This is a genomic window from Mongoliibacter ruber (genome assembly GCF_003003005.1).
Lineage (GTDB): Bacteria > Bacteroidota > Bacteroidia > Cytophagales > Cyclobacteriaceae > Mongoliibacter > Mongoliibacter ruber.
This window is the reverse complement of record NZ_PVTR01000001.1, coordinates 450101-471130: the sequence shown is the minus strand read 5'-3', so window position 1 is coordinate 471130 and position 21030 is coordinate 450101. Positions and strand designations below refer to the sequence as shown.

17 protein-coding genes and 1 tRNA gene are annotated in these 21030 nt (G+C 38.1%); 8 read left to right on the top strand and 10 right to left on the bottom strand.

The features are described 5' to 3' along the window. Nucleotides 1-116: 116 nt before the first annotated feature. Nucleotides 117-413 carry a GIY-YIG nuclease family protein gene (locus tag CLW00_RS02135; protein ID WP_106131983.1) on the bottom strand — a complete coding sequence of 99 codons (297 nt, stop codon included), beginning with the start codon at nucleotides 411-413 and terminating at the stop codon, nucleotides 117-119. A 52-nt stretch (nucleotides 414-465) separates the two neighbouring features. Beyond that, nucleotides 466-539 (bottom strand) — tRNA-Ile (locus tag CLW00_RS02130). 263 nt (nucleotides 540-802) lie between these two features. Here CLW00_RS02130 and CLW00_RS02125 point away from each other — a divergent pair. Then, the gene (locus tag CLW00_RS02125) at nucleotides 803-1435 is read left to right on the top strand and encodes an HAD family hydrolase (protein ID WP_106131982.1); all 633 of its coding nucleotides are present in this window, start codon (nucleotides 803-805) and stop codon (nucleotides 1433-1435) included. After that, entirely contained in the window at nucleotides 1425-2540 is a 1116-nt protein-coding gene (locus tag CLW00_RS02120; RefSeq protein WP_106131981.1) for a site-2 protease family protein, read from the top strand. Before CLW00_RS02125 ends, CLW00_RS02120 begins: the two co-directional genes overlap by 11 nt. Nucleotides 2541-2598: 58 nt before the next feature. Here CLW00_RS02120 and CLW00_RS02115 read toward each other — a convergent pair whose 3' ends face one another. The 6 genes from CLW00_RS02115 to CLW00_RS02090 all read right to left on the bottom strand — a co-directional run bounded on the left by CLW00_RS02115 (nucleotide 2599) and on the right by CLW00_RS02090 (nucleotide 10094). Further along, nucleotides 2599-2907, bottom strand: a complete 309-nt coding sequence (locus CLW00_RS02115; protein WP_106131980.1) for a rhodanese-like domain-containing protein — start codon at nucleotides 2905-2907, stop codon at nucleotides 2599-2601. 2 nt (nucleotides 2908-2909) lie between these two features. Next, entirely contained in the window at nucleotides 2910-4745 is a 1836-nt protein-coding gene (locus tag CLW00_RS02110) for a T9SS type A sorting domain-containing protein (protein WP_106131979.1), read from the bottom strand. Nucleotide 4746: 1 nt separating this feature from the next. After that, nucleotides 4747-5499: a PASTA domain-containing protein gene (locus tag CLW00_RS02105; RefSeq protein ID WP_106131978.1), complete on the bottom strand. Its 753-nt coding sequence runs from the start codon at nucleotides 5497-5499 to the stop codon at nucleotides 4747-4749. Between the two features lie 186 nt (nucleotides 5500-5685). Beyond that, entirely contained in the window at nucleotides 5686-8595 is a 2910-nt protein-coding gene (locus CLW00_RS02100; protein ID WP_245917140.1) for a zinc-dependent metalloprotease, read from the bottom strand. Between the two features lie 151 nt (nucleotides 8596-8746). Continuing rightward, nucleotides 8747-8995: a NifU family protein gene (locus tag CLW00_RS02095; RefSeq protein ID WP_106131976.1), complete on the bottom strand. Its 249-nt coding sequence runs from the start codon at nucleotides 8993-8995 to the stop codon at nucleotides 8747-8749. Nucleotides 8996-8999: 4 nt separating this feature from the next. Beyond that, complete coding sequence (locus tag CLW00_RS02090) at nucleotides 9000-10094, bottom strand: Mrp/NBP35 family ATP-binding protein (protein ID WP_106131975.1); 1095 nt, start codon at nucleotides 10092-10094, stop codon at nucleotides 9000-9002. A 176-nt stretch (nucleotides 10095-10270) separates the two neighbouring features. Between CLW00_RS02090 and dnaG the strand changes: the two genes are divergently transcribed. From dnaG to CLW00_RS02060, 6 genes are all read left to right on the top strand, one after another. Then, a complete protein-coding gene (gene dnaG / locus CLW00_RS02085) occupies nucleotides 10271-12205 on the top strand; it encodes a DNA primase (protein ID WP_106131974.1) in 1935 nt (644 codons plus the stop codon). 88 nt (nucleotides 12206-12293) lie between these two features. Beyond that, nucleotides 12294-13511, top strand: a complete 1218-nt coding sequence (locus CLW00_RS02080) for a bifunctional 3,4-dihydroxy-2-butanone-4-phosphate synthase/GTP cyclohydrolase II (RefSeq protein ID WP_106131973.1) — start codon at nucleotides 12294-12296, stop codon at nucleotides 13509-13511. Between the two features lie 104 nt (nucleotides 13512-13615). Further along, nucleotides 13616-14245: a hypothetical protein gene (locus tag CLW00_RS02075; protein WP_106131972.1), complete on the top strand. Its 630-nt coding sequence runs from the start codon at nucleotides 13616-13618 to the stop codon at nucleotides 14243-14245. Nucleotides 14246-14250: 5 nt separating this feature from the next. Next, the gene (gene surE / locus CLW00_RS02070; protein ID WP_106131971.1) at nucleotides 14251-15036 is read left to right on the top strand and encodes a 5'/3'-nucleotidase SurE; all 786 of its coding nucleotides are present in this window, start codon (nucleotides 14251-14253) and stop codon (nucleotides 15034-15036) included. 374 nt (nucleotides 15037-15410) lie between these two features. Next, nucleotides 15411-17411 carry a tetratricopeptide repeat-containing sensor histidine kinase gene (locus tag CLW00_RS02065; protein WP_106131970.1) on the top strand — a complete coding sequence of 667 codons (2001 nt, stop codon included), beginning with the start codon at nucleotides 15411-15413 and terminating at the stop codon, nucleotides 17409-17411. Nucleotides 17412-17433: 22 nt separating this feature from the next. Beyond that, complete coding sequence (locus CLW00_RS02060; RefSeq protein WP_106132219.1) at nucleotides 17434-18729, top strand: S8 family serine peptidase; 1296 nt, start codon at nucleotides 17434-17436, stop codon at nucleotides 18727-18729. Here CLW00_RS02060 and CLW00_RS02055 read toward each other — a convergent pair. Continuing rightward, nucleotides 18726-19595, bottom strand: coding sequence for an ABC transporter substrate-binding protein (locus tag CLW00_RS02055; RefSeq protein WP_106131969.1), 870 nt, complete (start codon nucleotides 19593-19595; stop codon nucleotides 18726-18728). The genes CLW00_RS02060 and CLW00_RS02055 overlap by 4 nt on opposite strands. 80 nt (nucleotides 19596-19675) lie before the next feature. Further along, the gene (locus tag CLW00_RS02050; RefSeq protein ID WP_106131968.1) at nucleotides 19676-21010 is read right to left on the bottom strand and encodes an MFS transporter; all 1335 of its coding nucleotides are present in this window, start codon (nucleotides 21008-21010) and stop codon (nucleotides 19676-19678) included. Nucleotides 21011-21030 lie beyond the last annotated feature (20 nt).

The following is a 21030-nucleotide window of genomic DNA, read 5'->3' as shown; positions in this document are numbered from 1 at the left end:
GTTTAAAGCATAAAAAAAGGCCGGAAAGTAAATTCCGGCCTAGTGGGCCCACCTGGGCTCCGCCGATAACTATCGGCGCAGGGACCTCCTGCCCCGATAAAGGATCGGGGGAGTCTTCAGCTTTTGAATTTAATGAGGAGTTTGTCAGACATTTCAGGGTACTTGGCAAGATTTCTTAAGTAAGTTGAGGATTTCATTTTTTTGATATGGATTTCTATTTTTCGTGCTTGTGGTAAGTCCTGACATTCAATGAAATGAAAAAGAATCCAGTCATCAGCTTTTTGAGTGAAGTTGAATTTTCCATAAACTTTATTGATATGGTTTTGTATTCTTTGATCTACCTCTAAAGTAGTTATACCTGAATAGAATCGGTTAAGCTTTTCGGAGAAAAGGATATAGACAAATGCTTTCATAAGGAAAAAGTTTAAAGCATAAAAAAAGGCCGGAAAGTAAATTCCGGCCTAGTGGGCCCACCTGGGCTCGAACCAGGGACCTCCTGATTATGAGTCAGAAGCTCTAACCAACTGAGCTATAGGCCCGATTATTTCAATTTTATTGTGACCTCCTGTCCCGATAACTATCGGGAGAGTCAGAAGTTCTAACCAACTTCGTCCCGATCCATATCGGGAGCGCGATTATTTCAATTTTATTTTGACCTCCTGTCCCGATAACTATCGGGAGAGTCAGAAGCTCTAACCAACTTCGTCCCGATCCATATCGGGAACCCTTTTTTAAGCAATTGACCTTGCTTTTGGGACTGCAATGTTACATATTTGGTTTTAAATTTACAACTCTAATACAAATGAAAAAGCTGGATAAAATTGATTTTTTGATCTTTGATTTGGGAAATGTAATCATCGATATTGATTATGATGTAAGTATCAATGAGTTGAAAAAAATACTCCCTTCGAAAAAACATCACCTTACTTCACAGTTTTTTCCATCTTCTTTTCATAAAGAGTATGAAAAAGGACTTATCAGTAATGAAGAATTCAGAAATGCTGTAAGAGATTTGTATGAAGAAAACTGGTCTGACGATCAAATTGACCATGTATGGAATAGCCTTCTCATTGTTGTTCCGCAGGAAAGGCTGCAATTGTTGTCTCAATTGAGACAACAATATACAACAGCTATTTTGAGCAATACCAACGATATACATATTGTAAAATTCAATGAGATGTTGCAGGAAATCTCTGATTACAGCTCAATACATAATTTATGTGACCATGTGTTTTTAAGTCATGAAATGGGGCTAGCAAAACCAGATACAGCGATTTATCAAAAGGTCGTAACATCATTGAATACTCAAGCCGAAAAAACCATTTTTTTCGATGACCTGGCTGCAAATGTAGAAGGAGCAAAAAAAATCGGAATGAATGCTGTCCAAATCACAAATTCAAAAGCCCTGATGGAATTTTTTGGAGATGTACAGTAAGAAAGAATACCTCAAGCATGGACTACTGTTCATCGTTACATTAATAACAGCAACTTTTGCGGGTGGGGAATGGCTATTTGGAAGGTCAATCATGGGAAGTGGAGAGCATTTTCTTAATTGGGAATACTTCCTCAAATCTCTACATTTTTCTATTCCGTTTATAGGTATCTTATTGATACATGAACTTGGTCATTTGTTTACTTCGATTTACCATAAGGTAAAATCCTCTCTTCCATATTTTGTACCGGGTTGGTTGGGATTTATTGGTGCGCCGTCTATCGGTACTTTTGGAGCAATCATACAAATGAAGAGTTTTATCAATAGCCGTAAAAAGTTTTTTGACATCGGTATAGCTGGACCGCTCGCAGGCTTTGTTATTGCTATTGGAGTACTTTGGTTTGGCTTTACGAATCTACCTGAAGCAGATTATATTTATCAAATCCATCCTGAATATCTTGACCCTGATTTTGAAGGTCATTCTGCTGAAGATGGCTATATTACTTTAGAAATAGGATATAACCTCCTTTTTTATGGAATGGAAAAGCTTTTGGCTGATCCGGAGAAAATGCCGGTGATGTCTGAAATAATCCATTTCCCTTACCTTTTTGCAGGTTATTTGGCCTTGTTTTTTACCGCTCTCAATTTACTACCGATAGGGCAGCTCGACGGAGGTCATATCATTTTTGGCTTGTTTCCTAAAAGACATAAAGAAATTTCACTGGTAGCCTATACAGCATTCATTTTCTATGCAGGATTGGGTATCATCAACCCATTTCATTCTATAGATGAATTATTGATTAGGATGCCTCTGTATATAGGCTTTTTATATGTTTGCTACAGGAGAACGAGCTTGCCATCACAAACCAAATGGACAATTATATTAATGATAGTTTCTGTTCAATATGCTTTAGTAAATATCTGGCCTGGTCTGGAAGGATACTCTGGGTGGTTACTATTTGGATTGCTTTTGGGAAGGTTGATGGGGATAGAACATCCGGAAGTGAGTGGCTTCAAAAATTTGGATAAAAACCGACAGATCCTGGGTTGGTTGGCTATTTTGATTTTTATTCTTTGCTTCACACCTCAGCCCTTTATTATGGAATAAGGCATAAAAAAACACCCTATTTTGTTTCAAATAGGGTGTTTTATAAGACATTTATTTTTTAGCCCTCTTCTTCCATTTCACGGTAGGCCATGATCCCACCCAAAAGGTTTCTAACACTAGTAAAACCTCTCGTTTCCATGAATTTCTTAGCGTTTCCACTTCTAGCGCCAGATCGACATTGTACAACGATTTCTTGATCCTTAAATTCCTCAAGTTCGTCAAGCTCGTAAGGCAATTGTCCAAGAGGGATGTTTTTTGCACCTAGGTTGTCTTCTTCATATTCCCATTCTTCTCTGACGTCGATGAATATAAACTCATCTCCCTTTTGTAATTTTTCTCTTAATTCTGATACTGTGATGTCTTCCATATTTAATTGACTAAGATTCTTTTTGAAATACTCTTTCCATTCTGAATTAACTTCAATACATATATGCCTTTTTGAAGTCCTGCAAAATTAATGATTTTTCCATCACCATTTGTTTCAATTGGTAATTCTAATTGTCTTCCATAAGGATCAAATATTGAAAGATCATCCACCATTCCTTCAACGAACAATCTGTTTTCTACTGGGTTTGGGAAAACACGAATACTGCCCTCTTCCTCCTCTGGTGTTTCTTCCACTACTTGATTTTCACTCAAATGAATACGAATCATTAAAGATCCTTCAACTTCTTCATTTTGTTGCCAAGGTCCAGCCACGTTATAAAAAATCTCTCTTCCATTGTCAAATGTTTTGTCAAGCCCTACATGGATAAAATCATTGGTGAATTGTGTGAAGCCAACAAAAAATACTCCGCTAACCCTTACATTCTCTTCCAATTCAAAGTATGAAAAGTCTTCTGGGTTATCTTTTTCTGGAATAAATATCTCTTTAACATAAACAGGGTCCGCTTGGAGATCTTGCCAAATGGCTAGGTCAATGATCTGGTTGGCTTGGATTTGATTGGTGAAATTGATGCTAATTCCTTTTACATATGCATTGATGGACGTCTCAAACCTATTGGCAAGGCTACCTGACCTTTGGTTGATGCCAGCGGAATAGTCTAAACTCCCATCATCATAAGCAAAATAATCCCTGAAAGTTACTACTGACCTCACGGTATCGTTTATCCTAAGGTTGATGTCTTCAAAGAAAATACTGTCTCCATTTATAATCTGATACAAGTTGAGATCACCTGAACTTATATATGCGGTAAACTCATAATCTGTTTCATCTTCTGGAAAAGGAATATCAGTAATGGAATTACTTTCAAAAATTCTCCTTTCGGATCCCAATGGTACAGGGTTGAAAGGTGTGTTGTTGTTTATTCTTGATATGAGTGAATTGTCGGCTTTATTTCGAACCTCAAAGCTGTATTCCATTGCTCTGAACCTATTTTCCAGGTTCTTGAACTCATTGCCAGTTCTGGTCCAGAATTCTTCATCAGTATTGGTAGTTTCAAAAAGCGGAATAGCCGAATACTTACCTGTTGGTCTGATATTATCCCTTGTCAATGTACGGTCAGGATAAAAAAGGTCAGCTTCCGACCTGTTTTTATTTAAATAAACATAATCTATCAACCAGCTGTCAAAAGGACCGGAAGCTCTGCCATTGATCTGAAATCTAAATTGAAAATCTTCATGCTGAAAGCTAGGGTCAACTTGAATGATTTCTTGTGTAAAGAAAAACTGTTCCGCTGGCAAGTCTCCTGCTATTTCCCATACATTAATCCAGTTCCCTAAAGTATCCCTAAAAAAGAGTGAGAGGTTATCATTGATATCAGGCATTTCAGCTTTTCCACCAGCCTGCCAAAAAAAGCTCAAGAAAACTGTATTTTCCTCTTCTGATGTGATTGAGGAAAGGTCAATAGGGTTAGAACTTATAGCGTCAGTAATCCCTTGCTCAACCAAGACATTGGAATAAGGTCTACCTCTTTCATCCACTCCATCCAACAGCAATACTCCGATCGAGGGGGCCGCATTTGCTACTGTGAATGAATGTGTAGCCCCTTCATTGATCCATTTTGTACTGTCTATTCCTTTTGTAGAGAAATCATCCCAAAAAGGAAGGGAAAGCTTGTTTTCAAGTTGCCTTAAGTTTTTGTTTATTGATTTTGATGGTGAAACAGGTGTTGGTAATTGTTGAAATTGAGCCAATACTTCTTGACTGAAGCCTAATAGAAGCAACAGGACGACTAAAGAAGTGATGGCGGAAATTTTTGTCATCTCAAAAATCAGTATTTTTTTTCAGGTCAGAAATCCAAACATCTATAGGTTCACCTGTCTTTACTTCTGCTCCAGCCGGCGGAACCTGTTGTATGATTGTTCCTTGAGGCACTGAATCTGTTTGAACGTAATTAATCTTACCCATTCTCAAGCCAGAACCGATAATCAAGAACTCGGCGTCTATTTCATCCATCCCGATCAGACTAGGTACATCCAATATTTGATTTCCAAGGCCGTCTCCAACAACTAGGTCTATCTGCGAACCTTTTGGGATTTCGAAGCCCTCAGGAATGTTTCTACCCCTGTACTTTTGTTCGAGAACTACATTGATACCAATATCGGGAACGTAAACAATCTCCCCTCTGACCAATCCTATGTTTCCTATGATTTCCTGAGCATTTTTAAGAAGACTGTTGACTAGGTTTGGCATCTTGATCAAAGGAGCATTTTTGGCATTGAGTGTAATATATACTTTTCGTCCTTTTTTTACTTTGTTACCAGCTTTTGGATTTTGTTTTAGTACTGATAGCGGCTTTAACTCATTATTGAAACCACTGTCAAGGGTTACTTCAAATCTCAAACCCCTTTCATCTAAGTAAGTACTTAGTTCATTGTAGTCATACCCTTCTAGATCAGGTACAGTAACTGTCTGACCATGATTGGTGTAGGAAGGTAGGAAAATCTTGAAAAATATAAAGGCAATTATGATAACTGCTGTGATGACTAAAGTCAGATGGATGGCTATTTTTTTCACTGCTTTTTAAATTCTTGCTATTGAAAACGTATTGTAAAAGACTAACGGATAAAGGTAAAATTAATTTATGTTTTGTGACACAAATCTATTGATAAGGAGGCAAGAAATCAGCCAAAATTTCTCATAGAACAGGAGAAGCCAGAAAAAAAATCACAGTTTTCTGGCTTTTGACTGTCAAATTGTATTTCAATGAATGATTAGTTTCCTGGTTTCTGTAATGGAATTACTCGTAATTTTCACAATAAACAATCCTTTTGAGAATAGCTGTGAGCTGAATGTATATGTTTGGTTTAGTGTATTTGGATAATTGACATCATGCACCAATTGACCTGCAACCGAAGTAATTTGGATATTCACATTTTCGAAGGTTTGCAAATTGAAAACAATATTAAACACCTCTCTAGCTGGATTAGGATAGATTATAGTATTGCCTAACCCTGGGTCTACGGGTTGGGGGTTAGCTGACAAGAACAACTCAATGTTATCAATGTATGCAGTGCTATTTTCTACTTCTGCATTTTCCAATACTATTGCTACCCGTATGTTATCGCTACCCGCGTATTCTGTCAAGTTTATAAATTGTCTTTCAAAATCACCTCTTTGGTTTGGATTTGCTTCAGCAGAAAGTGCAGTATTCAAATCGCTACCTGTTTTTCTGAAGACTTCAGTATAAGTCTCTCCGCCATTTCTACTGGCCATAACTTTAAGTATTGTACTTTCTGCAATTTGTCCAGAAGCAAAATCGAAGAAAATTGAGGCTTGTATTGCCTCAGATAGGTCAAATAATGGAGATCCTAACCAATAGGAATTGTCTGTCTCAAATTCTTCAAGACGGATTAAGTTTGATCCAAATCCTTCAGTTTGCAATGGGGTTAATATCCAGTTATTATTATTGCTCTCAGGATTTATAGCTACCCAAGGTGCTATTTGGGTGGTGTTGTTAAAGTTTTGTCTGAATGGAATTCTTGTGAAATTTGAATTAATCAAGACAAATCTTGTGAGCTCATCGGAGTTATCTGGATTTTGATCAAAATTAGGAAAATCTACTGAATAGGTGAGTCTACTTACATCAGACCCAATTGGTCCTCTTGGTACATTTATATTGATACTATCTCCTGGTTCCAATCCAATTCCCCTTCCTATATACGATACTGCAGTTCCCTGGCCTAGCCTTCGTCTAAAAATAAAAGCATCGACAGGGAGATTTCCCGTGTTGACAGCCCTTACAGTTTCTTGCTCATGCTCACCCGTCGAAACCGGTGAAGGTGTGATTAACTCTACCAAATCTACTTTATATCTAAATTCCGCTTCAGGCAGTATTTCAATATCCTTTACATAGATGTTATTGCCATAGCCATTTCGATTGATGATGGCAATTCTGACATTCCCCATGTCTGCAAAGGGCGCAAGATTGACTATTTCCTTACGAAATTGATTTTCTCGTGTCGGGATGAAGAAATCTAGAGTAGGGTTGGATGTCTGAAGAAATTGACGGTCTTTATTGTAGGGTGCGGTTGGGATTGAGAAAGTATTGCCACAATCATCCGATATAGCAACGATTAAGTCATCACCAAAGCCTTGTGCGTTATACGGAGCATAAGCCATTCGGAATGTGACTTGTGCATTGGGGAATTCGTTCAGATTAATCTGAGGAGAAATCAGAAAATCCAATTCGTTGAAAGCCTCATATTCATAATTTCTGAGCTGTAAAACTTGTTGGATGTTTCCATCTAAATTCAATTCTCCTACTTCCCAAGTCAAGCTGTCATCTGGATTTCGGATGATCCAAAGGTCGTTCAAATCCGAAAATGAAAATGTGTAGGGTAAGGTGATTGTAGGTTGTATTATTGGATTTGAAGTAACGGTTTTGTTGACTATTTCTGGGTCAATTATTCCGTTTACTTGTGTAATTGTAGCGATAAATTCGTCATCTGATCCGGAAAGTTGGATTGGCGCAAAAAACACTCTTGTAGTATCTCCAAGGCTCAAACTCAGTTCAAAATCTTTAACTTCTATGACATTGCCATTTAATAGGATTTCTATGCGTGCAGAGGTAATGGTGTTTTCTCCTCTATTTCTTAGTAAGAGTTCGGGAATGATATTGACATCACAAATAAGATCAGAAGGATTGATCAATCTGTCTATGGATAAGTTATTTGGCAAAAGAATCGGTTCTTCAGTTGCCCTGTTGTTTACCAAGCTTGCCCTCCTTGGACTGCTTGCAAGCACAGCATCAAATCGTTCCACTTGACCACGTGTAAAAATATTCATACATGCATCGGTAGTGTAATCCATGTAGTTTTCAGACATGTCCTGACTTTCGCATGTAAATCTTGAATTATCTATTCGGCATAAAAAATTCGGTCCATCTTGGTTTGGTGTATCATCTACAAAGTCATCAACACTACAATTACCATCACCCCATATGTGGCGCAAACCGAGAAAATGACCTATTTCATGAGTTAAAGTACGTCCTCTTGCTCTTGAATCGGCATTGCCATCTTGTCCAAACCAACGCGAGGTGACGTATACGCCATCTATTTCTCTAGGGAAAACGATGGCTCCTAAACCAGGAAGGTTGGCTAGGGGAGGACTTGCCCATCCCAAGACATTACCAGCAATTGGCGCAACCCAGATATTTAAATACTCTTCAGCTGGCCAATAAGAAAACTGGCTGAGCAGTTGTGCATCAGAAATTGCAGTATAATTATTTTTTGTCCCTTCTACTCGGATTATTCCTGAAGTAGGTAGTCCATCTGGGTCTTGTTTAGCTAATACAAATTCTATCCTTGAATCAGCAGCTACATCCCTAAAAATAGATGAGGTATTGATTGTGTCTGGGTTGAGTCTCCTGAAATCTTCATTTAAAGTCCTTATTTGATTTAAAATCTGTATTTCAGGAATATTGTTTCCTACGCCAATGTCCTCGCCATTGTGTACTACATGGACAACAACAGGAATTACCCGAACTTCATTTTCTAAACTTCTTTGAATAGAGGGCGCTTTTCTTTGGTCTTCAATTTGGCCTTCCATCCATGATTCAAAATACTCTCTAGAACCAAGTACACCTACATGATCTTCTATGTATTTTTCCATAGGAACCGCAGCACATTTTTCATCATGCACATGCTGGTAAACTTGCCCGAAAAATTGTTGGGAAAAACCGGAAAAGGATATCAAAAAAAGGAATAAGGTTAAGATGAGTCTTACCCTTATTCCTACTAAGTTAATTAAAAACTGAACGATGTTATGCAACTGCAACATTTACTGCCACTACTTTAATGATTTCCGGTATGTCCCTTTTGATAGCTTCTTCTACTCCAGCTTTTAACGTCATCGTGGACATAGGGCAGGAACTGCAGGTTCCAGTCAACTCTAACTTTAGAATATTATCATTTGTTATTTCTACAATTTTCACATTTCCTCCATCAGCTTCCAAATAAGGTCTGATAGTATCTAATGCCTTTTCAACTCTATCAATCAATTCCACATCCATTATATTATATATTGACTTGAACTACTTCTGTTTTATTTTTTTCAGCATTTCTAATAGCCACCTGTTGGGCTACATTCTCAGCTAATTCGCTAAAGGCTTTTTCTGTGATCCCTTTCTTGAATACCGCTGGATAGCCTGTATCACCACTTTCTCTGATGCTTTGGACTATCGGGATTTCCCCAAGGAATGGCACTTCGTATTTTTCCGCCAATTTTTTACCACCTTCTTTCCCAAATATATAATATTTATTATCAGGTAACTCTTCTGGAGAAAAATAAGCCATATTTTCTACAACACCTAGCACTGGAACATTAATTTGAGGTTGTCTGAACATAGTCAGTCCTTTTGTAGCATCTGCTAAAGCCACTTTTTGAGGTGTAGTAACGATTACAGCACCTGTAACTGGTACAGTCTGCACCATTGTGAGATGTATGTCTGATGTACCCGGAGGCAAGTCTATCAATAAGTAGTCAAGCTCTCCCCATTCTACGTCTCCAATGAATTGTTTTAATGCGGAACTTGCCATTGGACCTCTCCACACCACTGCTGATTCTGACGGAGTCAAAAAACCTATAGACATCAGCTTCACGCCGTATTGCTCAATAGGCATGATTACGTTTTTGCCATCAACTTGCTTGACCATAGGTTGTTCAGATTCAACGTTGAACATTGTAGGGATACTTGGACCTGAAATATCAGCATCAATAAGTCCTACTTTGGCTCCTGTATTGGCTAAGGCAACAGCAAGATTACTGGATGTGGTAGATTTGCCAACACCACCTTTTCCTGAGGCAATGGCAATTATGTTTTTGACTTTTGGGAGCAGTGGGGCATCATTTCTTGCAGTTGTTACATTGGAAGTCATGAAGATGTCAAGTTCGATATCTGCACCAAAACTCTCCTCCAATGCTTCAATACAATTATTCTTGATAACTTCCTTGAGTGGACAGGCTGGAGTAGTCAATACTACTTTGAACTTTATCTTATTCCCTTCGATTTCAATTCCTTGAATCATTCCCAATGTTACCAAGTCTTTTTTTAAGTCTGGATCTTCTACTTTGGATAGGGCTTTGAGTACGTTTTCTTTACTGATTGACATTATTTGGTTACTTAATCCTCCGCAATTTAGTTTATAATTGTTCTAATTTAAAAGAAGCCTCATAAATAAGAATATATCTAGGTAAGAACTTGTGGAATTCTAAAATAGTTTCGCATGTCTGTCCTTCTATGTTTTGAAGCAATACTTTTTATCTTTGAAAATTGAATCAAGGAGCAATGGGAATCAGTCGAGCAACTACAGACAAAGTAAAGGATAGAGCGGACATAGAAGATGTGGTCAATGATTATGTGCCTTTGAAAAAGAAAGGGCAAAACCTATGGGCATGCTGTCCATTTCATAATGAAAAATCACCTTCCTTCTCGGTTTCTCCTGCCAAGCAGATTTATAAGTGTTTCGGTTGTGGTAAAGCCGGAGACCCGATACAATTTGTGATGGACATTGAAGGAGTCGGATTCAATGAAGCGATTAGACATCTTGCCAAGAAGTATGGTATTGAGGTAGAAGAGGATCAAGAACAAACACCGGAAGCAGTACAAGCCTACAATGAGCGCGAAAGTTTATATATAGTGCTTAATTACGCAAAAGATTTTTTTGCTCAAAACCTTAGTAAAGAAGAGGGTAGGGCCATTGGACTAAGTTATTTCAAAGAAAGAGGTTTCAATCAAGATGTAATTGAAAAGTTTGACCTTGGGTATGCCTTGGATGGATGGAGTCATTTGCATGAGGCAGCAAAGTCTGCAGGACATTCGGATGAAATCCTTCTCAAGGCAGGATTGATCCTTCAAAAAGAAGGAGATCCTAAGCGGATGTACGATAGGTTTAGGGGCAGGGTAATATTCACCATACACAACCTAGGGGGTAAACCCATAGCTTTTGGAGCAAGGATACTAACACAGGATAAAAAGCAACCCAAGTACATCAACTCTCCCGAAACAGAGGTTTACCACAAATCGGACGTACTTTATGGGATTTTTCAAGCAAAAAAATCAATCAGAGAAAAAGACAATTGCTATCTCGTAGAAGGATATACGGATGTGATATCCATGCATTTGTCAGGTATTGAAAACGTAGTAGCTTCTTCAGGTACTTCCCTAACAGAAAATCAAATCAAGCTGATCAAGAGATTTTCTGATAATATTACTGTTTTGTATGATGGTGACGCTGCTGGCATCAAGGCTTCTTTGAGGGGAATTGATATGATTCTTGAAGGAGGTTTGAATGTCAAGGCAGTTGTCTTTCCAAATGGAGAAGATCCTGATAGTTATGCAAGAAAAGTTGGCTCTCAAGAGTTTCAAGACTATCTCGAAAAAAATGCACAGGACTTCATTTCCTTTAAAATTGGCCTTCATGCAAATGAAGCGGCAAATGATCCTATCAAGCAGGCAAACCTTATTAAAGATGTTGTTCAAAGTCTTTCCAAAATACCTGATCCTATAATTAGGACTGTGTATATTAAAAAGTCAGCGGCTCTGTTAGAATTAGATGAGGAAATCATTCAGACTGAGCTGAACAAGATTTACCTAAAAGGGAAAAAGGACGAGTTCTTTAAAGACAAAAGAGAAACACAGGAAACACCTTTTGAAGATTTATTGCCTGTAAAGGAAGTTACATCCTACGTCAATATTTTAGAATTACAGGAAAGGGAAATGTTACGGCTGTTGGTTAATTATGGATTTGAAATGGTTTCAGATGACCTTCATGTTTGCCAATACCTTTTGCAAGAGACTGATGAATTGAAATTTGAGACACCAGTTTACCAAAAGATTTTGGATATATACAAAGATGCCCTTTCAAACAACCTTCTCCCTCAACCTGAGTACTTCTTGAAACATGATGACTTGGAAGTGAAAAAAGAAGTTATCAATCTGATTACAAGAAAGTATGAGCTTTCCACTTTGTGGGAATCAAGGTTTCAAATTTTCACACATAATGAAGCTGATGATCTTGCCAAAACGGTATATGACAGTATTTTACACTTGAAGAAAAAAGTGATCAAGAAAATGATGGAGGAGGCAAAACTGAAAATTAAAGAAGCCGAACAAGAAAAACTGGATGAAAATATGATGAGTGAGCGCATTTCTATCTATATGGAACTCAAACAATATCAAGTAGAAATAGACAAGCAATTGGGGATTGTGATAAGCTTCTAGCTCAAACTTTAAATGCTTTCGCACTGTTAAACCTGAAAAAGAATGTAATTTTGGCGTTTTCTAAACCCAAATAGAATTAAATACCATTATGTCCCAAGATTTTAAATTAGACTCGATTGAAGAGGCAATAATAGCGATCAAAAACGGTGAAGTAATCATTGTAGTAGATGATGAAGATCGCGAAAATGAGGGTGATTTTGTCTGTGCTGCTGAGAAAGTAACGCCCGAAATCATCAATTTCATGGCCACACATGGTCGTGGATTGATCTGTGCACCCTTAATAGAAGACAGATGTGATAAACTTGGGCTTGAACTCATGGTAGGCAACAATACTGCGGCTTATGAAACACCTTTCACTGTTTCTGTTGATCTTATTGGTCATGGTTGCACTACAGGAATTTCAGCAAGTGATAGGGCCAAGACAATTCAAGCTTTGGTAGATGACAGTATACACCCTGATGAATTGGGTAAACCTGGTCATATTTTTCCTTTGAAGGCCAAAAGAGGTGGTGTACTAAGAAGAGCTGGTCATACAGAAGCTGCCATAGATTTTGCTAGAATGGCTGATCTATCTCCTGCAGGAGTGTTGGTTGAAATCATGAATGAAGATGGGACTATGGCCCGTCTGCCTGATCTGGTCAAAGTAGCAGAAAGATTTAAGTTGAAATTGGTTTCTATCAAGGATCTTATTGCCTATAGGCTAAAAAATGAATCCCTTATAAAAAGGGAAATCGGGGTTGAAATGCCTACCGCTCACGGTGATTTTGATTTGATTGCTTTTAGGCAAACCAATACCAATGAAGTCCATATGGCATTGATTAAAGGCACATGGGATGAAAACGAACCTGTCATGGTAAGGGTACATTCTTCTTGTATGACAGGCGATATATTTGGATCCTGCAGATGTGATTGTGGTCCTCAGTTACACAGTGCCTTGGAGATGGTAGAGAAAGAGGGTAAAGGTGTTGTGCTTTATATGAATCAAGAAGGTAGGGGAATAGGTCTAATCAATAAACTAAAAGCCTATAAATTGCAGGAGCAGGGTATGGACACTGTACAGGCTAATTTGGCCTTGGGCCTTCCAATGGACAATAGAGATTATGGTGTAGGTGCACAGATTTTGAGAGATTTGAATGTAAGTAAGATCAGGTTGATATCTAACAATCCTACCAAAAGAGTGGGCCTACTTGGTTACGGTTTGGAGATAGTAGAACAGATTCCTATCGAAATCACCCCTAACCCTCATAACGAAAAGTACTTGACTACAAAAAGAGATAAAATGGGTCACTCTATTTTAAAAAAGTAAAATTGTAGCGATTACGTGCATATTAAAGGTAATTAAGACCTCATATGACCAACTTATTTAAGTTAGGATTCGTTAACTTGAATATCCATCAATAGCAGTTATGTATGAGAAATAGCACATTCCTTCTAATAAGTTTATTTCTAATCAGCTTTTCTGTACTAGGTCAAGGGCAGTTTCCGTCACAGGTTTGGCATAAAGGTCAGATCCAGATGAATGCGGGTACTGTATATCAGGGAATGGTAAAGTATGACTTGGAAAACAACTTGGTGCAGCTTCAAAACCAAGGAATTGAGACCTTCACTTCCTCAAATGTCAAACAGTTTGAAATATTTGACGAGCAATACGGAGGGATACGTACTTTCTATACCTTGCCATTTCCGCTTACCGGTGATTACGAAACGCCTGTGTTTTTCGAAATTCTAACAGAAGGAGAAGATGCGATCTTGTTATGTCGCGAGCAAATTGTGGTGGATAACAGAAGTATGGGATATGGGCCAATGGCCATGAATCCAATGTGGGGGCCACAGATTGGAGGGGCGTATAAATTGTCTTTCAATTATTACTTTATAAAAGATGGAAAAATCCAAAGGTATTCTCAAAAGAAGAAAGAGCTTCTTGATATCTTTGACGATAGGGCAGAAGAGGTTAATTTATTTATGAGAAAGAATAGACTTTCACATGATAAAAGAGGAGATCTTTTGAGAATCACTGCCTATTACAATCAAATCAAATAATTTTTATGTCAAAAAAACCATTAATACTTGTTTCGAATGATGACGGCATCACTTCGAAGGGGATTCGTGTATTGGTAAATGTTATGAAAAAACTGGGGGAAGTCATAGTAGTCGCTCCAGACAGCCCTCAATCAGGAATGGGGCATGCGATTACTATAGGAGAAACCCTTAGGCTTTACGAGGAAGATATTTTTGAAGGTGTCGAAGCATATAAGTCAAGTGGAACACCCGCCGATTGTGTGAAATTAGCCAAGCATTATGTATTGAAAGATAGAACACCTGATCTGGTCGTTTCTGGAATCAATCACGGGAGTAATACCTCAATATCAGTGCTTTACTCAGGAACAATGTCAGCAGCTATAGAAGGCGCTTTAGAAGGGTTACCATCGATAGGTTTCAGCTTGTGTGACTATTCTTCCAAGGCCGATTTCAGTCACGTAGAAGACTATGTATATAAAATAGCCAAGCAAGTTTTAGATCACGGCCTTTCAAAAGGAGTAGCATTGAATGTAAATTTTCCGCCCAAAAGAAATGAAGCCATAAAAGGAGTAAAAGTCTGTCGGCAAGCTCATGCCAAATGGCAGGAAGAGTTTTCTGAAAGGTTTGATCCAAATGGTAGAAAGTATTTTTGGATGGCGGGTAACTTTGTGAATTTTGACAAAGGAGAAGACAACGATGAGTGGGCAATAGGCAATAATTATATTTCTATCGTTCCCTGCCAATACGACCTTACTGCGCACCACGCGATTAAGCAGATGAATGAAGATTGGGATTGGGCCGAATTGTCTTAAGAGGGTCCCCCATAATCTTTGTTCAACATTTACATTGGGTTTTTGAAAGAGCCCGGATATATATAGTGTCAAATTCAATTTTAGCCTGATCAAAAATTGTCAGGCTTTTTTTTTCAGCTTTTTGAAAAAAAGATGAATTTTTAACCTGCAATTCACCAAAATTCAAATATTCATTTTTGGCTTTAAGATTAGTTTTTTCTGTGTTTTTTGAATTAATTACCCATTGTTTAGTGGTAGTGGAAGAAGTGAAATTATAGAGCTGTTTAATCGTATGAAAAATACCTTTAAATGCTTTTCATATAATTAAAGGTAATTCACATTAGGAAGTTTGAGTAGGGTATAAAATTTTAGTAGAAAAAATTAATATTATTACAATGGTTTTTTTAAACAGATTAGGTGCCATAAAACGAGTGATTATCTTTTTTTTGGTATTTTTTGTTAGCCATGGTCTCGTTGCCCAGCAAGATGAATTTGACAGTTTGGATAACTTACTGCAAAATGAAATTGATGAAAAGGGGAAATTACAAGTTCTTAACAAGTTAGTTTTTCTTTTAAGGGAAAGAGATATTCCTAGAGCATTGGAATTGGGTAATGAAGCTGAATCTTTGGCGATTGTGTTGAAAGACAGCGTTCAATTGGCAAAAGCCAAGGGGAATCTTGGCTGGATACATTACAGGTTGGGTATATGGGATAAAGCCTTTCGGTATTCAAGAGATGCATACCTCATTGGTTTGGATCAAAGTGATAAGGCTGAGATAGCCATGACTTTGAATAATCTTGGAGCCATTTACTACCAACAGCGGAATTATGAGGAAGCAATAAGAAAATTTAAAGAAGCTTATAAGATTGGTAAAGACCTTGAGGATTCTTACATCACCATCAGAAGTTTGAATAATATAGCCTTGAATTACAGTAAAACAGATTTATTGGATTCTGCCATGTATTTTGCTCAAGAAGCTATTCGGGAAAATGAAAAATCTGGTTCCATTTATTTCACAAGTTTCACCAATAGGGTAATAGGAGATGTATATCTTGCTCAAGGTGAGATAGAAAAAGCTATTTCTACTTATGCAAGTGCTTTGAGTGCGGCCTCGCATCAGAGATTGTCATCTTTTGAATCTTCTATTTTGCACAGGCTTGGCAAGGCATATTTCATGAATAAGAATAGTAAAAAAGCTGTAGAATTATTGGAAAGGGGTAAAAAATTAGCTTTGGAAAATGGATTTCAAGATGAGCTGGCCAATACTTTGAAAAATTTAGCTTTGGTATATGAAGATTTGGGAGACGTGGATAATGCCTATTTAAACCTGAGAGCATTTACCGATCTCAGCGAGACTTTGAATGAAAAGGCGGATTTAGACAGGTTAGCTTTGATACAAGGGATGTTTGAGGTTGAAAAATCCGATGCTGAGGTCAAAGTACTCAGATCCGAAAATTTGCTACAGGATCTAAGGCTTCGCAATTTTAGGTTATTTATTTTTGTAATTACCCTTGCGGTATTGCTGCTAGGAGGGCTATTGATCAGATTGTTTGTTTTAAATAAAAAATCCAAAGAAATCAACAAAGACTTGGTATCCAAGCAGGATAAAGTAAATCAGCAAAAACAGGTTCTGGAGAAACAATCCAAAGAGCTTGAAAAATCCAATAACCTCAAAAACAAACTGTTTTCTATTCTTGGGCATGACCTTAAGTCTCCTGTTTCTCAGCTACAATCAGTCCTTGGTCTAGTTAATGCACAAGAATTGACACCTGAAGAATTTGCTACCATATCGCTGATACTGAAAAGAAATGTAGATAGCTTATATGTGGTGCTTGATAATATTTTGTCTTGGTCAAAATCTCAAATGGAAGGATTTAAAGTGCAATTAAGCCCAATTCACTTGGATACTGTTTTAAAGCCATGTTTGGACCTATTGCAAAATCAAGCAGATGCCAAAGAACTCACCATTTCCACTCATTTGGAAACCAAAGAAAAAGTATGGGCAGATCCTGATCTTCTACAAGTGATTGTCCGGAACATTTTAAGCAATGCGATTAAGTTTTCAAGAAAGGGGTCAAAAATAGAGATTCGTTCGTATGCTGAAAATAAAACTGTGACTTTGGAAATACAGGATTACGGGATGGGAATGCCACCAAAAATCTTAAAGTCTTTTCAAAATGAAGCCTTTTCTATCGTGCAATCCAGTCCAGGAACGGAGAAAGAGAAAGGTACGGGATTGGGCTTGAGTATATCCAGAGAATTTATGGCATTGATGGATGGGGAATTGACTTTTGAAAGTGAAAAAGGAAAGGGAACCAAAGTCAAGATACAATTGAAAATTGTGCAAGTATTTACTGGATCCAAAGTACCTGCAGTAGCAAGTGAACAGAGTTGATCAACTTAATAAAATCAAAACAATGAAAAATCATTTTTTCTCGCATCTCTTTATCATTCACGTTTTTGTATCCACCCTGTTTATTGGATTGACATCGTGTCAAGATATAAATCAGGAAGACCTGATTTCTTTGGATCATTCTAATCTACACTCTATTTCATACCAAGAAAGTCAAGTAATTGATGGACAGTATATAGTGGTTTATCAGGAGGAGCGTTTAAACTTCCGAGTTGACCCTAATGATTACCAAGGTAGTCATGAGTTGCTAAGGAAAGAAACCAATGAGTTTTTATCAAGATATGGTATAGTTGAAGATTCTATTAGTCAATTATATTCTATGGGGTTTCAGGGTTTTGCAATGAAATTGTCAGAGGATGAAAAAAATGAAATGCTTTCTGATCCGAAAGTGAAAGTTATTATTCCTGACAAGAAAAGATTTTTGAATATTCAGCAAGGTAATAGACCTGTTAAGGAAAGCCCATCAATAGAGATTGAAAATACACAAATTGTTCCCTGGGGAGTCAAAAGGGTAGGGGGGCCATTCGAATACAAAGGCACAAGAAAAGTGTGGGTGATAGATACTGGAATAGACCTAAATCATCCAGATCTCAATGTCGATCATAGGCATGGGTTCGATGCTTATAATGATAGGAGGAATTGGGATTTTAATGATGAACACGGTCATGGCACTCATGTAGCTGGAACAATTGGTGCTTTGGATAATCATTTTGGGGTGGTAGGTGTTGCTGCAGGTGTGCCAGTGGTTCCCATAAAAGTGTTTTTTGGTCCGCGAGCTGAAGCTACAGATTCAGGGATTCTTGCAGGTGTAGAATATGTTGGCCGTATGGCTAGACCTGGCGATGTGGCCAATTTGAGTTTTGGCTGGGACGACAGTACAGAGCCTTTCCCACTTTTGGAAGAAGCTGTTCTTAGGATTTCTGAGCGGCGTAAAATTTGGATGGTTATAGCATCAGGGAATTCACGACTTCCCGGCAACACCTTCACACCAGCCAGAGTCAATGGGGAGTATACCATTACAGTTTCCGCAACAGATGCTTCAGACCGATTGGCTTGGTTTTCTCATTTTGGGCATCCTATCAAGTTTGGAGCTCCAGGTGTAAATGTTTTTTCCACATGGCGAGGTGGAACATATAGGAATTCTTCAGGCACTTCCATGTCTGCACCTCACGTAGCTGGATTGAGGGTTTTTGGCTCTATAGAGTCTGATGGCTATGTCAAAAACTATCCAATTGATTACCTAGATCCAGTTGCATTTCGAAGCAAAGGTTTTGAAGGAATGGGCCATATCAAACCTTAAATGAGTTGGACGAAATCTTTTGACACCAAGAATTCTTCAGAAACAACCGCTTCAATTAATCCAAGCTCTTTCAATACATCCATAGTATGATGTAAATCCTTCCTTTTCACCTGATTGTCTGTTTGCCAGTCGGTCTGTGAGATCCATTCAAGAATGTCGGCTTCCTGAACTCTGTACTTCTGACTGATCAAACTTACAGTTTGAGGAGAAGACTTTAAGGTTGAAGATGTGGCGTAAAGTTTTGATAAAAGAGATTTTAAAAGCTGAGGCTTTTCGTCGATGACTTCTTGACGCGCAACTATAACAAAACATGGCCATGGAGTGGGGATTTCTCCAACCCTATCAAACAAGCCCTCATCTACCAAAGGTTTAGTGGTGTATTTTTCCCATAAAAACATTCTTGGTGTACTTTCTTGAAACGCTTGAATAGCCCCATCTAAATTTCCAATGACTTCAAAGCGGGAATCGTCAATCTTCCATCCTTCTCTTTTTGCCAAAAGATAAGCCATTAAATGTGATCCTGATCCGAATCGGCTGATCAAAAAAGGAGACTTTTCCAGACTTTTAAGTGATTTGATATTGCTTTTTGAAGAGCTGTGTATACCCCAAACCAAAGGGCTTGAAACATGAAAGCCAATGATCTTTGCTGAATTCCCTTCAATTCTGTCCTTGATAAAGCTTTCAGTAAGCACGATGGCAATATCAGTTTTTCCCTCTCTGAGAGCTTTATTCATAGCACCCGAACCTTTTGACTCATCCAACCACTGTAGTTGTATGTTTTCTTTTAGGAAAGGTTGGCTTTTGACTACTTCAATCCAAGGAAAATTAAAGTGTTCCGGTACGCCTGTAATTGTGATTTGCTCCACGATTGATTCTTTTATTTTGCTAAACAAAAATACCGTATATTTTCATAGACGGTATTACAATGAATGATAAAACCTAGAGATTACCCATCATGTGTAGCATTTTTGTTAGTAATCAATAAATTACTTAATCCAGCTAAGATCAAAGATGTACCTGCCAGTACCATAGTAAAGACCACCGCTTCGCCGAAAAGCAATTTGTACATAAAATTGATACCTCCTAGAGCTGCAATAATTTGAGGGATTACAATAAACATGTTGAATATCCCCATGTATACCCCCATTTGCTTAGGATTGACTGAACTGGAAAGCATGGCATAAGGCATTGAAAGAATACTGGCCCATGCTATACCCACTAGAGCAAAACAGATATGCAGCATCCAAGGCTCGGAAATGTAATAAATCAAGATAAAGCCAGAACCTCCTGCAAAAAGACTCATCATGTGGACGAGTTTTCTATTGATTTTTATTTTACTTGTAATAAAAGCCAAGATCAAAGCAAAAATCATAGAAACCAAGCCGTAAGTTCCGAGGTAATTTCCTACGCTATCTGCTGCATCGTTGTAAGCGGCAGATGAGGTGTCAGTAGCACCAAAGACATGTTCCGTAATGGCTGGAGTTGCAAAGCTCCACATGGTAAAAAATGCAAACCAAGAAAAAAACTGTACTACTCCAAGTTGCTTCATGACCAAGGGCATTCCAGCTATATTTTTGAAAATTTCCTTAAATCCGTTTAAAAATCCTTTGCTCTCCTCATTTTTCCTTCGGAACTCGTCCAAGTCCTCAGGAGGGTATTCGTCTGTGGTGAGAATGGTGTAAAGGATTGAACTAAGAAGTACTACTGCTCCAATCGCAAATGCAAATTTGACAGAATCCGGTATCACACCAGCTTCGGCAGTGTTGGGAATGCCTATTTTGGTCATAAACCATGGGAGATTACTGGCAATCCAAGTACCTATACCTATGATCAATGTCTGCACTACAAATCCATATGAGCGTTGACTATCAGGTAATTTATCTGCAACCAAAGCTCGGAATGGCTCCATAGAAATATTGATGGAAGCATCCAAAATCCACAGTGCACCTGCGGCCATCCACAGTGCACTTGAATATGGGGCGAAAAAAAGCGCAATCGTACTGAATACGGCTCCAATGAGAAAGTAAGGTCTTCTTCTCCCGAATTTCATGTGCCAGGTACGGTCACTCAAATAGCCCACGATTGGTTGTACCAACAATCCTGTCAGTGGAGCGGCAATCCATAGCAGTGGAATAGCATCTTTTTCAGCACCTAAGGTTTGGAATATTCTGGACATAAATCCTCCTTGAAGGGCAAATCCAAATTGTATCCCAAGAAATCCAAAACTCATGTTCCAGATTTGCCAAAAACTCAGTTTTGGTTTGTCTTGCTTTATCTGCATTATTTTGGGTTGATTGTTGC

Excerpts from the sequence above, each read along its gene's own strand:
- CLW00_RS02135 (WP_106131983.1), bottom strand. The coding sequence starts at position 413 with ATGAAAGCATTTGTCTATATCCTTTTCTCCGAAAAGCTTAACCGATTC.
- CLW00_RS02125 (WP_106131982.1), top strand. The coding sequence starts at position 803 with ATGAAAAAGCTGGATAAAATTGATTTTTTGATCTTTGATTTGGGAAAT.
- CLW00_RS02120 (WP_106131981.1), top strand. The coding sequence starts at position 1,425 with ATGTACAGTAAGAAAGAATACCTCAAGCATGGACTACTGTTCATCGTT.
- CLW00_RS02115 (WP_106131980.1), bottom strand. The coding sequence starts at position 2,907 with ATGGAAGACATCACAGTATCAGAATTAAGAGAAAAATTACAAAAGGGA.
- CLW00_RS02110 (WP_106131979.1), bottom strand. The coding sequence starts at position 4,745 with ATGACAAAAATTTCCGCCATCACTTCTTTAGTCGTCCTGTTGCTTCTA.
- CLW00_RS02100 (WP_245917140.1), bottom strand. The coding sequence starts at position 8,595 with ATGGAAAAATACATAGAAGATCATGTAGGTGTACTTGGTTCTAGAGAG.
- CLW00_RS02095 (WP_106131976.1), bottom strand. The coding sequence starts at position 8,995 with ATGGATGTGGAATTGATTGATAGAGTTGAAAAGGCATTAGATACTATC.
- CLW00_RS02090 (WP_106131975.1), bottom strand. The coding sequence starts at position 10,094 with ATGTCAATCAGTAAAGAAAACGTACTCAAAGCCCTATCCAAAGTAGAA.
- dnaG (WP_106131974.1), top strand. The coding sequence starts at position 10,271 with ATGGGAATCAGTCGAGCAACTACAGACAAAGTAAAGGATAGAGCGGAC.
- CLW00_RS02080 (WP_106131973.1), top strand. The coding sequence starts at position 12,294 with ATGTCCCAAGATTTTAAATTAGACTCGATTGAAGAGGCAATAATAGCG.
- CLW00_RS02075 (WP_106131972.1), top strand. The coding sequence starts at position 13,616 with ATGAGAAATAGCACATTCCTTCTAATAAGTTTATTTCTAATCAGCTTT.
- surE (WP_106131971.1), top strand. The coding sequence starts at position 14,251 with ATGTCAAAAAAACCATTAATACTTGTTTCGAATGATGACGGCATCACT.
- CLW00_RS02065 (WP_106131970.1), top strand. The coding sequence starts at position 15,411 with ATGGTTTTTTTAAACAGATTAGGTGCCATAAAACGAGTGATTATCTTT.
- CLW00_RS02060 (WP_106132219.1), top strand. The coding sequence starts at position 17,434 with ATGAAAAATCATTTTTTCTCGCATCTCTTTATCATTCACGTTTTTGTA.
- CLW00_RS02050 (WP_106131968.1), bottom strand. The coding sequence starts at position 21,010 with ATGCAGATAAAGCAAGACAAACCAAAACTGAGTTTTTGGCAAATCTGG.